At 35.5% G+C, this 14770-nt stretch carries 11 protein-coding genes; all 11 read left to right on the top strand.

Features of this window, described 5'->3' with window-relative positions; all coding sequences use genetic code 11:
- Positions 1 to 225 precede the first annotated feature (225 nt).
- Complete coding sequence (locus RGQ13_RS00840; RefSeq protein ID WP_348391669.1) at positions 226 to 1014, top strand: polysaccharide deacetylase family protein; 789 nt, start codon at positions 226 to 228, stop codon at positions 1012 to 1014.
- On the top strand, positions 1011 to 2840 hold the full coding sequence (locus RGQ13_RS00835) for a carbamoyltransferase family protein (RefSeq protein ID WP_348391668.1): 1830 nt from the start codon (positions 1011 to 1013) through the stop codon (positions 2838 to 2840). The genes RGQ13_RS00840 and RGQ13_RS00835 overlap by 4 nt, the downstream gene beginning before the upstream one ends.
- Before the next feature lie 9 nt (positions 2841 to 2849).
- Positions 2850 to 3965 carry a GNAT family N-acetyltransferase gene (locus tag RGQ13_RS00830; protein WP_348391667.1) on the top strand — a complete coding sequence of 372 codons (1116 nt, stop codon included), beginning with the start codon at positions 2850 to 2852 and terminating at the stop codon, positions 3963 to 3965.
- A gap of 2 nt (positions 3966 to 3967) precedes the next feature.
- Positions 3968 to 6583, top strand: a complete 2616-nt coding sequence (locus RGQ13_RS00825) for an RIFT barrel domain-containing protein (RefSeq protein ID WP_348391666.1) — start codon at positions 3968 to 3970, stop codon at positions 6581 to 6583.
- Between the two features lie 24 nt (positions 6584 to 6607).
- A complete protein-coding gene (locus RGQ13_RS00820) occupies positions 6608 to 7549 on the top strand; it encodes a glycosyltransferase (protein ID WP_348391665.1) in 942 nt (313 codons plus the stop codon).
- Between the two features lie 4 nt (positions 7550 to 7553).
- Positions 7554 to 8675, top strand: coding sequence for a glycosyltransferase (locus RGQ13_RS00815; RefSeq protein ID WP_348391664.1), 1122 nt, complete (start codon positions 7554 to 7556; stop codon positions 8673 to 8675).
- An 84-nt stretch (positions 8676 to 8759) separates the two neighbouring features.
- Positions 8760 to 10646: an asparagine synthase (glutamine-hydrolyzing) gene (gene asnB, locus RGQ13_RS00810; protein WP_348391663.1), complete on the top strand. Its 1887-nt coding sequence runs from the start codon at positions 8760 to 8762 to the stop codon at positions 10644 to 10646.
- Positions 10643 to 11758 (top strand): glycosyltransferase, encoded by a 1116-nt coding sequence (locus tag RGQ13_RS00805; protein ID WP_348391662.1) that lies wholly within the window; start codon positions 10643 to 10645, stop codon positions 11756 to 11758. The genes asnB and RGQ13_RS00805 overlap by 4 nt, the downstream gene beginning before the upstream one ends.
- 1 nt (position 11759) lies before the next feature.
- Positions 11760 to 12413, top strand: coding sequence for a hypothetical protein (locus RGQ13_RS00800; protein ID WP_348391661.1), 654 nt, complete (start codon positions 11760 to 11762; stop codon positions 12411 to 12413).
- Between the two features lie 30 nt (positions 12414 to 12443).
- Positions 12444 to 13919 (top strand): oligosaccharide flippase family protein, encoded by a 1476-nt coding sequence (locus RGQ13_RS00795; RefSeq protein WP_348391660.1) that lies wholly within the window; start codon positions 12444 to 12446, stop codon positions 13917 to 13919.
- 77 nt (positions 13920 to 13996) lie between these two features.
- Positions 13997 to 14770 (top strand): hypothetical protein, encoded by a 774-nt coding sequence (locus RGQ13_RS00790; RefSeq protein ID WP_348391659.1) that lies wholly within the window; start codon positions 13997 to 13999, stop codon positions 14768 to 14770.

Here is a 14770-nt window from a genome sequence, read left to right as displayed (position 1 = left end):
TTAAAAGGATATCTTAGCTTAGTGTTTTCATCTGGCCAATATATTGAACTTCCAAAAGAAACGCCCCCTCAACTCATCGTTGTCGTTGATACTGAAGAGGGATTTGACTGGTGTAAGCCGTTTGACTCCAATAATACCAATATTAACGCTATAGAAAATATTGGTCGCAGCCAATCAATATGCGATGAATACGCGATCCCACCCTGTTATGTTATAGATTACCCAATGGCAACAAATCAAATCGCTGTCAATATACTAAAGCCGATATTAGATTCGAATCGTTGTGAATTAGGCTCCCATCTACACCCTTGGGTAAATCCACCTTTGACTGAACAAGTTAATGTGAAAAATTCTTTTCCTGGTAATTTAGATTTTTATTTGGAACAAGAAAAATTAAAAATATTAACTGAAGAAATTGAAAAAAATTATGGTTTTCGTCCAACTACCTATAAAGCAGGTAGGTATGGTTTTGGTAGCAATACTTTAAAAATTTTGCAAAATCTTGGATACAAAACCGATTTATCTTTTTGTCCTACACTGAATTTTAAAGAGGAAGGTGGTCCTGACTATCAAGAATTTAATTGCAACCCTAGCTGGTTAGACGAAGGCAAGCAAATACTAGAAGTTCCTGTTAGTGGCGCCTTTGTAGGTAAGATTAAGCATAACAGTCATGATATTTATCATTTAGCAGATAAATTTAAAGCGTTAAAAGTTCCAAGCATATTAGCTAAGACGGGGCTATTAGACAGATTGATATTATCACCTGAAGGTTTTAACCATAAAGAGCATATTAAGCTGACAAAATATTTATACAAACATGGCCATAGAACTTTTACTTGGAGTTTTCACAGCCCAAGCCTAAAGCCAGGCTTTACTCCTTATGTGCAAAACAAACAACAACTCACTAAATTTTTAGATTCATTCCGCTATTATTTTGATTTTTTCTTAAATGAATTCGGCGGGGTGGCATCCACTCCTGCTAAATTGCACGATCATTTCAGGAGCTTACATTGATTGTTTTAGGCATATCTCCTTTAGATAAGGACGCAACGGTCTCCATTGTTGAAGATGGAAAAATTTTGTTTGCTGCGGGTGAGGAGCGTTTCACCAGAAATAAGCAACAAGACGGTTTTCCTGCATTTGCCTTGAAACAAGCATTGGCTTATACACAACTAACCGCAGATGACATAGATATTGTTGCCTACCCCTTTTTAGAGGCTGAACAAGAAAAAGTTTTATTTACAAAAAATATTGCCAAAGAAAGCCAAGTAATTACTCAAACTGATACGAGCAACCTTAGCTCTTTACTTAATCAAGCAGAGCGAAAAAAATCAGTGCGTACAGATGTTATAAACGGCCTGAAAAATGCCAATGAAAAACATGAAAAGGGCGTACTAAAGCAAATATTCTACAAACTAGCAGGCACCAATTCCTGGTTTTCAAAAATAGTGGCTAAACATGAATCAAATAAGTGGGCAAAAGAGGCTGAGCTATCGTTTAGTCAATGGCAAGATGAACTTACTTCACAATTAAATAAATTGGGATTATCCGACAAATTACGCCGAGTGGATCATCACCTATCGCATGCGGCAAATAGTTATTTCAGCAGTGGATTTGAACAAGCACTTTGTATCACTATTGATGGCTATGGCAGTGGTCTTGCCGGTTCTGTAAGCATCGCTGAAAATGGTAAATTCAAACGCCTTGCTGAAATAGATTACCCTTATTCTCTTGGGACTTTTTACGAACATGTCACTTCAAGTCTAGGTTTTAAACCCAGTCGTCATGAAGGAAAAATAGTTGGCTTGGCAGCGTTCGGTGATCCACAGGTGTTGACCGAGGTATTATTGAGTCGCTTTATTGAAAGTGCAGGTAACTTTAAAATTAACCAAGCTAACAATATATACTTTTCTCGCTACTTAGCCAGCCGCTTTAGTAAAATTGATGTTGCCTCGGCTTATCAAAATGTTTTGGAAATTGTTACTCAAAATATGGTTGCTTACTGGGTAAAAAAAACGGGTATCAGCAATATCGTCTTATCTGGAGGTGTGACCGCCAATGTTAAATTAAACCAGCGTATTTTCGCCATAGAACAAGTTAAACAGATATATGTATACCCAAATATGGGAGATGGCGGTTGCGCCAGCGGCGCCGCATTATTCTTTAGCCCGCCAAAAACATTTACCCAATCTATTAGCCATTGTTATTTCGGTCCGGATTATAGTACGCAGGAAATGGAGACTGAAATAATCGCAAACAACCTGAGCTACTCAAAACCTGAGTTTTTAGCCAAAGAAGTGGCAGAGCTGATTAATCAAGGCAACGTGATTGCGAGATTTTCAGGAAGAATGGAGTATGGTCCAAGAGCTCTTGGTAACCGAACAATTATGTATCATGCAAAAGAGGTAGAAGTAAACCAATGGTTGAATAAGAAGCTTGGACGAACTGAGTTTATGCCATTTGCACCTGTAACTCTGTTCGAAGCACGAGAACGTTGTTATTTGAATATCTCTGGGGCCGAACATACTGCAGAATTTATGACGATCACCTTTGATTGTACTGAAGAAATGATCCAACAATGCCCGGCAGCCGTTCATGTTGATGGTACAGCAAGGCCACAGCTGATTAAACGGGAAACCAATCCTGGCTATTACGATATTATCAAAGAATATGAAAAGCTAAGTGGTATCCCTAGCTTGATTAATACCAGCTTTAATATGCATGAAGAACCTATCGTTTGCTCGCCGCAAGAAGCAATTAAGGCGTTTCTACATGGTGAGATTGACTTTTTAGTGTTAGGTGATTTTTTAATTAAACACCCCAAAATAACTGAAACATAACAATTTGCCATGGATAACACCAGAACCCCAAAATACGATGTAACCTGTATCAGCATCCCAGATCTACAAACATTGCAGATGCAATGGCTTGAGCTTGAAGCACAGTCAGATTGTGCTTTTTTTCTTTCGTGGAGTTGGATTTCGTCTTGGTTACTATGCTATCAGCCAAAAGCAAAGTTAATCCAAATAAAAGATGAGCAGCAACGAACCCGAGGACTGGCGATAATAACTTGTGGTAATAGTAAGCGCTATGGTTGTATCAAGTTTAAACACTTGTTTATGCATCAAACTGGTGATCCTTTAGAAGACCAAATCTGGATTGAATACAATGGCGTGCTCACCCACAAACATGAGCATAATGAAGTTATCAATGCATTTTTTCATCACATAAAATCCGATCTTAACAGTTGGGAAGAATTTACAATTGGGGCAATAACCCAAACAGAATCCAATTTATATCAGCAATCGAGTGGCTTACATAAACATATCATTTGGGAGGCCAAAAGTTATGGCATAGACCTTAAGTCCATGCAAAAACAAAACCTCAAGTATCTTGAGCATTTATCCAAAAATACTCGCTATCAAATTACTCGCAGTATAAAAAGTTTTGAAAGAAACTCGAGTCTCACCTTAACCAAGGCCGATTCTCGTGAACAAGCATTAGCAATGTTAAAGGCAATCGCGCCATTGCATATAGCAAGGTGGGGAAAAGGCTTTGAAAACAGTGGTTTTGACAACCCTAAGTTCATTGCATTTCATCAGCAGTTAATCAGTAATTCATTTGATAAAAATGAAATAGACCTATGGAAACTTTCTTGTGATCAACAAGTTATCGCATATTTTTATAATTATAAGTATCGAAACAAAGTCTATTTTTATTTATCGGCTTTAACAAAGGCGAATCACAATAAATTAAAGCCGGGCCTCGTCGGCCATGCCCTTTGCGTTCAATATTATTTAGACCACAACTTTGATTATTACGATTTTATGGGAGGCAGTGAACCTTATAAAGCAAGTTTAGCAACTCGCAAAGAGGACTTATATAAAGTCAGCTTTCAAAAACCATTACTTAAATATAAAATTGAACAGCTTGGCCGCCACTGTAAAAAGGCAATAAAAGGTTAGCTATGGTTGCAATATTAACTCTTAAAGAAAGCAACTCCATTGATACCGTTAATGAGCCGATACTGATTGGTTTGCCGTTTAAACAAGGTGAAGTATTTTCAAGTGATGACATTTGGCTTATCGATTGTGAGCAAAGAGTATTAGTATTTAACTTAACTTCCCTCACGCTATGGCCTGATAACTCTATCAAATGGGGAAAACTCGAATTTAATTATTCGCTAAAAAAAAATCAGCAAGCCATTATTTTCCTCAAAAAACATACACAAAAAACAACAGAAAGTTGTTGCTCTTCAATTAAACCAATCTCAATTACTGAACTACCTGAACAAATAACGATAACAACGAATTCAGGTAATTTTGTGTTGGATAAAAACAATTTCACTCTGAGTCAAACTGATGAAAATACACATTTAAAATTACACAGCAGCAAACTTGAATTCATCAATGATAAAAACAAAATTGTTGCAGTACAAATAGGTAAAATATCGTTTATTAAGCAATGTTCAATTATCAGCAAAGAATTAAAAATTGAAGGTGAGTTTGTCGAAAACGAACAAGAACAAGAACAAGAACAAGAACAAGAACAAGAACATATTAAATTTACAGCCATTTTCAAATTTTACAATGAACAACATATGATCAAATGCGATTTGACCATCCATAACCCAAATGCTGCCAATCATCCTGGCGGGCAGTGGGATTTAGGTGACGAAAATTCAGTGTTTTTCAAATCATTAAGTTTAAAATTGATGATAAAAAATGGCGATAGCATTAATCTTTATCAACCACATAAAAATAGCGATATCTCTGCTCAGCAAGAACTGCAAATATTCCAACACAATAGTGGTGGAGAAAACCGGTTTAGTAAAAACCATATTAACCGTTACGGAAAAATTGATAGTCATGGAAACGGCTATAAAATAGTTATTGATGACAAAGAAGAAATAACAGGCCAGCGCATCAATCCCTGTGCTGGTGTAATGAATAATAAGCATGAAGCTATTCATGTATTGCAACAAAATTTTTGGCAAAACTTTCCCTCAGCTATCCATGCTACAACTGATTCAATAAAGCTTTGCTTGTTTCCTTCACAAAATACTAGTTATGAATTACAACCTGGAGAAAGTAAAACTCAATGCTGTTTCATCAACTTTTCAAATATTAAGCAGATGACCGCTTGGCCAAGATCGTCACTGGAATGTCATATTGAACTCGCTTACCTCGAATCAACCAAAGTTAACGAACAAGTTTGTGTGGCAACGTTAAACAACAACCTGTCATCTATTATTGCTAAAGGGATTGATAGCGATAATGATTTTTTTAAAAAACGTGAGCGGATAGACGACTATGGTTGGCGAAACTTTGGTGATCTATATGCCGATCATGAAGAGCTGGAATATCAGGGCGAAGAGCCTCTTATTTCTCACTACAACAATCAATATGATCCATTATATGGATTTTTAAAAATGTATTTGCTAACACAAGATTGCAGATACTTTTCTTTGGCAGAAGATTTGGCACAACACATTAAAGATATCGACATTTATCGAACCACAAAAGATAAAGAGGTATATAACGGTGGTATGTTTTGGCATACCGATCATTACTTAAGTGCTGCAACTTCTACTCATCGAACCTTTTCAAAAGAACACAAACTTGGAGCTTATCAGGAGCACCAAGGAGGAGGTGGCCCAGGAGGACAACATTGCTATACAACAGGTTTATACTACCACTATTTACTTACCGGCGATGAGACATCCAAACAAGCAGTTTTATCATTAACTCAGTGGATAAAGACCACATATGAAGGTACAGCAACATTTTGTGAATTTATTTTCGCCCTGAAACATCACAAAGCGGTAGATAAAAAAAATATCCTCCGAAATCGTTATCCGTTAGATCGGGGCACGGGGAACTATGTAGTTTCACTGTTAAACAGCTATGAATTAACGCTAAACAACTCATTTTTAGTTCAAGCAGAATACGTTATAGAACACACCATCGCATGCTCAGATAACATAGATAATTTAAAGTTAGATGAGCCGGAATTAACCTGGTTTTATACGATATTTTTGCAATCAGTTAGTCGATATTTACAGGTGAAAAACACCTATGGCCAAATAGATAACTCTTTTCAAAAAATAAAATCCAGTTTCCTACATTACGCAAACTGGATGCTGAATAATGAGGATGTATATTTAAATCAGCCAGATAAATTAGAGTTTCCAAATAATACATGGGTTGCTCAAGACGTTCGTAAAGCAAATATTTTGCTCGATGCGGCAATGTATGATCACCAACGTAGTGAGTTATTATTAAATAAAGCCAATGACATTTATAGCTATGTAGAAAAGTACTTACAAAGCGATAACAAATCTACCTATACAAGAATATTGGCAATATTAATGCAAAACTTAGCACCTAAAGAACTGATAAATTGCAATGCGGATAAATTTATTACCCATGAAAATATTAGAGCTGATGAGAGGGACAATACTTTAGTGAATCTCGGTCGAGAATTGATTCAATGCATCAATAAATTTTCACTTAAAAGAGAGCTACATTGGCTTTCTCACCGCTCAAAATTCATTGCTATACTTCTAAGCAAGAAAAAATAATAACAATTTGGAGCTGCTGAATTTATGAAAATCTCTTTCATCATACCGCATAAAGGCAGAGAGGAAATGCTGATAAAAACCCTGCAATCAATTTTCCAGCAGGATTATGATCAAAATGAACTTGAGATTTTTATAATTACTCAAAATTTAGAACTCAAACAGACTGTTGAATTAATCAGCCAACGCCGAAACGTAACTATTCTTTATCACGACTCGGCAAATACTATCGCCAAACTAAGAAACGAAGGAGCCAAACGAGCTAATGGGCAGTATTTAGCATTTATTGATGCCGATGTTCATCTATCACCAAACTGGGTTTACCAAGTACGGCATGACTTGCATGCAAGACAAAATAGGATTATTAGCAGCTGTATACAAGCATGTGAAAAATCGGCAAAACCACTGGAACAACTTAGAACTGCTCTTAGTAATTTTTATGTAGATTGTGAATGCCATTTTTTGCCTGGCCGTAACTTATTTTTAACCACGACTAATTTTGAAAAAATTGGCGGTTTTCCCGAACATCTAGAAACCTGTGAGGATTATTATTTTACCGATAAAGCTGCCCAGCTAGGTTCGCTATTTTATAGTTCCAAAGCCTCTTATATACATTTAGGAGAAGATAAAAGTTACAAGGAATTATTTTTCAAAGAAATTTGGCGAGCAAAATCAAATTTAAAATCATTATTCGGTCGTAGTTTTAATTTGTCTGAAATACCAAGTTGGCTTGCTCCAATTGGCTTTTTTATTATTATCATGTGCTTATCAATAAGCCTTTTCACATCTTTAAATACATTAACCTGGTTAAGTCTATTAGTTATTCCTATAAGTATTTACGCAATTAGAGGGTATTGCTTAGCTAAAAGAAAAATAGGACTTAATCAATGGTTTATCTTCTATCTGGTTTATCTTCCGGCTCGTTCAATTGGCACCATCTGGGGCCTGTTTAAGGTATTACGGAGGTAGACTTATGAGAGCACAGGTTAAAATACTGGAATTTATCTGCCCTACTGGTTTTTATGGCGCTGAAAGGTGGATATTGGCATTAATGAATAATCTCGATGCCAATAAAGCCTCAGTTGAGCTCGTTACAACCGCAGAAAAGGAAAATCAAGATCAAGAATTGCTTAATAAAGTGCAGCAAATGGGATTGCCAGCAACAGCAATAAAGATGAAGCATCGTTTCGATTTATCAGTGATACCCAAACTATGTAAATTAATACAACAGCGTAATATAGACATCATCCACAGCCATGGTTATAAGTCGGACATTATCAGCCTTATTGCGGCAAAAAAGTGTGGCATAAAATGCATATCTACTCCCCATGGATTTGAGAATACATCCGATTTTAAATTAAGGTTTTATATCTGGCTAGGTAATTTAGTAATGCGCTATTTCGACAGAGTTGTTCCCTTATCGCCACAATTATTACAAGACTGCCATGCATTAATGACGGATAAAAATAAACTCGTTTACATACAAAACGGCGTTGATTTTAGTGAGGCTGACGTTGTTAAAAATGAAATGACTCAAGGTGACAAGTCGTCGGAAAAAGTAATTGGTTTTATCGGCCAACTTATCTCTCGAAAAAACCTGACTGACACCATATCAGCTTTTGCAATACTGCTGTCTCGCCAGAAAAATTTAAAGCTGATAATTATTGGTGAAGGAGAAGAGCAGCAAACGCTTCAGTCATTTGCAAAACAATTAGGATGTGAGGATAAAATTGAGTTTCTAGGTTATCGAGATGACCGATTGAAATTGCTATCAAACTTTGATTTGTTCATGCTTTCCTCAACACTGGAAGGTATCCCTCGTTGTTTAATGGAAGCTGCCTACCTACAAGTTCCTATCGTAGCCTATGATATCCCTGGTGTAGATAAAATAATTACGCACAACCAGAGCGGATTTTTGGCACCTGTTGGTGATAGCGAAATGATGGCTAAATACGCGGAAACATTATTATATAACGACAAGGTAAAAGACAAAATAATTCTGGCAGCTGAGAAAAATGTTATCGAAAATTACTCAGCTAAACGCATGGCCAACGAGTACTGCCAATTATTTTTAGACTTAACAAAGCATCAATAATAATCGGTTAAAAGGTAAGCAAATTATTATTCATGGCATATAGTTAAATTAATAATAATGACTTTATGATTAATTGGAATAAAAATGTGCGGTATCGCAGGGTTTACTTGCTTGACTAATATCATCGCAGATAAAAGCACCCTAAAGGAAATGGGCCAATCGATGATTCATCGTGGCCCAGACGCAGGCGATATATACCTAGATGACTGCATTGGCCTTTGTCACAGAAGGCTAAGCATTATTGATATTTCTAGCGCCGGCATACAACCAATGCAATCACAATGCGGCAAATACATCATAGTATTTAATGGTGAAATTTATAACTTTCAGCAACTCCGCAAGGAGTTAATAAAAACCGGCAGTAAATTTGTTTCATTAACTGATACCGAGGTGCTGTTAGCATTATATCAGCGATATGGGGAAAAGCTTCTTGATAAGATAAACGGTATGTTTGCTTTTGCAATATGGGATAAGAAAAAGGAGTCCTTATTTATTGCACGTGACCGATTAGGCAAAAAACCACTTTACTACAGCCTGTTTAAACAAGAATTGATCTTTGCCTCTGAGTTAAAAGCCTTGTTGAAAATTAAACAGTTGCCCAAACAAATTCGTACCGATGCGGTGTATGATTTTTTTGCTTACCAGTACATACCAGATCCAAAAACAATTTATAAAGATATATTTAAACTTGAACCAGGCCATTACCTAACCTTTGATAAAAATGGTTTACATAAAAAGAAATATTGGGACATCTCCTTTGCAAACACACAAGACATTGCATTAGACCAAGCAAAGAATAGCCTTTCTGATCTTTTAAATGAAAGTACAAAACAACGTATGATTGCTGACGTGCCTTTAGGCGCATTTCTAAGCGGCGGCATAGATTCCAGTGCTGTTGTTTCTCTAATGGCACAAAACAGTGCTGAGCCGGTTATAACTTGCTCAATTGGCTTTAATGACAAACAGTTGAATGAAACTGAGTTCGCCAAAGCTGTAGCCGAGCAGTATCAGACTCATCATTTTGAATTAACCGTTGATGAAAATGTTGCTGACAACTTAGAACACATCGTGTCTTTTTTTGATGAACCCTTTGCCGACCCATCACTTATACCAACTTATTTTGTTGCAAAGTTAGCCCGAGAAAAAGTCACTGTGGCCATATCAGGAGATGGTGGGGATGAAGTGTTCGCAGGTTATGAAAAATATTCGATTGATGCGATTGAAAATAATTTAAGAGTTAAAACACCAAAGTTCATAAGGAAAAATATACTGCCATTTTCTGCAAAACTGTTCAGTAAATTCAATAATAAATACTGTCAGAAAGCTAGCTCACTACTACATAGTTTAAGCCTAGACCCTGATGCTGCTTTTTATATTTCGAACTCTCACATTAGTAACAAAGAATGGGATTCATTAGCTACTGGCGAAACCAAACGAGCCATTGGCAATTATCATCCGTCAAGCATCACCACTAATTTTTACCAAAAATGTGATAGTGAAGATCACTTAGCCAAAATACTTTATACCGATATAAAAACCTATCTTCCTGGAGATATACTGGTAAAGGTTGATCGGATGAGCATGGCAAACTCTTTAGAAGTAAGAGCGCCATTACTAGACTATGGTATTGCACAGTTTGCAGCTAGCCTTCCTTCACACTTAAAGTTTAACAAAGGTATTAAAAAATACATTTTAAAAGAAGCGTTTAAAGACACATTACCAAACGACATTCTTAATAGAAAAAAAATGGGTTTTACCCCTCCAGTTGCATCGTGGCTGAGAAACGAGTTAAAAGACATTGCAGAAATCAAACTGTTAAACAATGAATTTGGACTGGTAAATTTCTTTAAAATAGAAAAAATAAATCAATTTTGGCAAGAGCATCAACAACACAAACGCGATCATTCAACCTTATTATGGAGCATGTTAATGTTTCAAATGTGGTGGGATAAATACATGGTGACGCAATGATTAAAATTCTCCATGTGACCTTTGATATGTGTATTGGTGGCACCGAACAAGTTATCAAAAATATAATACAGGGTTGTGATAACTCTCAGTTTGAAATGGCAATTCTGTGCATTGAATCCCCTTTAGGTCCTTTTGCTAAAGAATTACAAGAAAATGGTATAACAATTTTTGAGCTCAATCGTAAACCAGGTTTTGATGTAAATCTTATTTTCAGAATTAGAGATATCATAAAAAATCATAACTTTAACCTTTTGCACTGTCATCAATACAGTCCGTGGGTTTATGGGGCTTGTGCTGCAATATTAACTAAAAGCCAAGTTATATTTACCGAACACGGTAGATTCTATCCAGAAAAGAGCAGCTTCAAACGTAAGTTAGTTAATCCTTTACTAAATATAATTACGGCTCAAATCACTGCAATTTCAAACGCCACAAAACAGGCGTTGGTTGTTCATGAAGGCATTAGAGAAAAAAATATTAAAGTGATCTATAACGGTATCAAGCCAATTAAAGTAGATTCTGCTAATGCTAAAGCCTTAAGGCAAAGCTTAAAAATAGATGATAAGCAAACCGTACTTGGTACAGTTGCCAGGCTGGATCCGATAAAAAATCATATCATGATGCTAAAAGCGTTTTCTCAACTTTTAAAAACACATCCAAATACCATATTGCTTATTGTTGGTGATGGTGAAGAAAAAGCAAACCTTACAAAACTTTCGCGACAACTTAAAATTAACAATAAGGTATTTTTTACTGGCTATATTGAACAACCGAATGACCATATCGGGATCATGGATATCTTCTTATTGTCATCATACAGTGAAGGCACACCAATAACATTGCTAGAAGCCCTCTCTATAGGAAAACCCTGTGTAGTAACAGATGTAGGAGGCAACCCTGAAATTATTCACCACGATATTAATGGTTTGATATGTGCAAGTAATGATCATATAAACTTCGCAGAATCGATCTGTGCAATCGTAGATGATCCAGATAAATATTCGAAGTATTCGACTCTTGGCAAAGAGCGTTTTAAACGGTCATTCTCGATCAAAACAATGGCAGATGCTTATGAATATTTCTATTCTAACATTACGGCTAATAAGGCTTGATATGATTATTGAGCAAGTTTTCGTTATTGGCACTGGTCGTTGTGGTACTACGACTTTCAAACAAGCTTGTACACATATCAAAAACTTCACTTGCGCGCATGAATCAAGAGTGAATCAACTGGGTGAAGAAAGGCTCAATTACCCTAAATTTCATATTGAGTGTGACAATCGCCTGAGTTGGTTTTTAGGCCGTTTAGAAAATCAGTTTGATCAAAATAAAGTGCTATATATTCATTTATTAAGAGATGAGCATCAGGTCTCGGAAAGCTACAAAAAACGCTTTATTAATGGTTTAATCATGCCTGCATATACCTCGGGAATTTATATCGATTTACCCAAGCACATTGAGCCTTTTAAACTTGCTATAGCTAAAGATTACGTTAAAACCGTTAAGCATAATATCAATTCATTTTTAAAAGATAAGCCAAATCAGATGACAATCGATATCAACAACCCCAAGCAATCATTTATTCAGTTTTGGCAAAAAGTTGACGCCAATGGCGACCAAAAATTAGCTTTACAAGAATTAGCCAAACGATTTAACTATTCAGGAAGTTGGCAAAAAAGAACTGAGGAAAATAACTTGCTTATCCGTATGTTCCATAAGGTAAGAAGAATTATAATCAAATTTCCAGGTTTTTTACGCAATGCGTAATACTTTGGTATAAGGGTAAAGTTAGTCGCTATGTCATCATTAACTCAACAAGTTCTCAATAGTTCTGCGTTGATAATATCAACACGATTTATCCAAAGAACAATTGGCCTTGTTAGCACGTTAATATTGGCCAGATTACTTGTGCCAAATGATTTTGGTGTCGTTGCATTTCTATCTATTACCTTGAATTTGTTCCAAATATTGTCGCAAGTTGGTAGCCAACAATACATTATTAGTCGAGAAACTGTAGAACCTGAAGATCTTAATACCGCTTGGACTTTAACCATAGGATTAAGGTGCTGTTTTTGGATTGTATTGCTGTTACTGGCACCACAAATTTGTGCATTTTTTAATATGCAACAGGCTTTATCCGGACTATATTTCATTTCAATTATTTTAATTATAAATGCATTCTTCAACCCCGGATTTTGGCTGTACCGACGTGAATTTAAATACAAGAAAGTGTTTTTATTAGAAATATCAACAAAGATTTTTTCTTTCCTGATTGTGATATCTATAGCCTTATATAAACCAACATTTTGGGCACTATTGATCGGTGATGTGCTTGCGGCTTTGTTCTCATTACTACTCTCATATTTATTACACAGTTTTCGCCCAAAATTTTCCATTTGCAGGTTTACGCAACAGTGGGCTTTTTCAAAATGGGTTTTTGCAAAAGGAATACTAGGTTTTACTAATCAGCAGATTGACATTTTATTCGTCAGTAAATTTTTTAGTGCTCCACAATTAGGCGGATTTCATTTATCGAAAGACATGGCCCTATTACCCGCGACGCAAATAATTACCCCTGCCAGTGAACCAATATTAGCAAGTTTAGCTAAGGTAGCTAATGCCCCTCAAGACTTTGCCTATCATTTTAGGTTGGTTATGATGATTAATATATTAATGGCATTACCAATTTGTCTGTTTATGACAACAAACTCCGAATTAATCATTGAAGTAATTTTAGGTGAAAAATGGCGACATATTTCAAGTATTTTTTCAGCGTTTTGTATTTTATTATTTTCTTTAAGTATTGAATCACTATTAACAAATACGTTTATTGTAAAACGCAAAGTAAAATCGTTATTTAATTTTAATTTAATAGCAATTTTACTAGCACTGCCTGTGCTTTTTTATGTCTCAAATTACTCTCTGGAAATATTAGCTACAGCTCGAGGGGTTTTACATTTGTTTGTTGCAATGTTAATGATCGGCTATCTCAATTATTGCTATAAATTACAACTAAAGAGAGTTTTTATATTAATAATTCCGATCATATTATCGACTTTTCTTTCTGGTATTATATTCGAATTTTTAAAACCGTTGCTGTTAACTTCCAGTGCCCTGTTGAATTTAATTTCATACACACTTTGTTTCTTTTTCATTTTTTGTTCCATACAAATTAGTTTTTACTTAATTCACTACAATCGATACCGAGAGCACAAACATTTCATTGAAATTATTCAATACGCCTACAAAAAAGTATGCACTTCTCATTATTAGTAAAACTCTTCTATATTTAAGTAAACCAATTGGCGAATCAAGTTAACTAATAAAAATTATTCAAAGGCTTTTTGAAAATGAAATATGGCATTGTAGTCCCATTAAAATCTAAAACTATTTCTAAAAATTGGGACATAACAATTGCATCTTTAACAGCAACTTTATCTTCTATCAAAAATCAGCTGGTTAAAAATTATCGGGTTATTGTTGTTGGACATGAGTTTCCAAAGTCAGTAATGCAAATGTTCCCACAAACTGATTTTATAAGTGTTGATTTTCCTGCACCAAATAAACAAAGCCCAAACTTTTGCCATAAACAGTTGGTGAACGATAAAAACTTAAAAATAGCCACTGGAATCAAATTTCTCTGTAGCGAGAAAATCAATTATTGGTTTGCCTTGGATGCCGATGACTTAATTAGCCGAGACTTTTTACAAGTATGTGAAAAGGTAAATGGAAAAGCAGGAGCCATTATCGAGGGAGGGTATTTAATTTATCAAAATCAGCAGCGGATAATTCATACTGAAAAAATGCATTTGCACTGTGGCTCCACTTCAATTTTAGCAAATGAGTATATTAATGCCCCCGCAGTAATCAATAAACACTCAATTAAGCAAATCCCCTGGTGTCGATATTCTCATATGAATATGGATAAGTTTTTTAAGAATGACATCAAACAACCCTATGTAAAAATTACTGAGCCAGTATTGGGGTATGTTCTCGCTAGCGGAGATAATATCAGCGATAAATGGAGAGATAATTATTGGAAAAAATTCAAAGCATTTATTGTTCCTTATGTAAGGGGAAGAAAGATAAATGCAAAAATTAAAAAACACTTTTCTTTAGGCTGA

Source organism: Thalassotalea psychrophila (assembly GCF_031583595.1).
Lineage (GTDB): Bacteria > Pseudomonadota > Gammaproteobacteria > Enterobacterales > Alteromonadaceae > Thalassotalea_A > Thalassotalea_A psychrophila.
The sequence above is the reverse complement of the archived record's forward strand: the minus strand, read 5'-3'. Positions and strand labels throughout refer to the sequence as shown.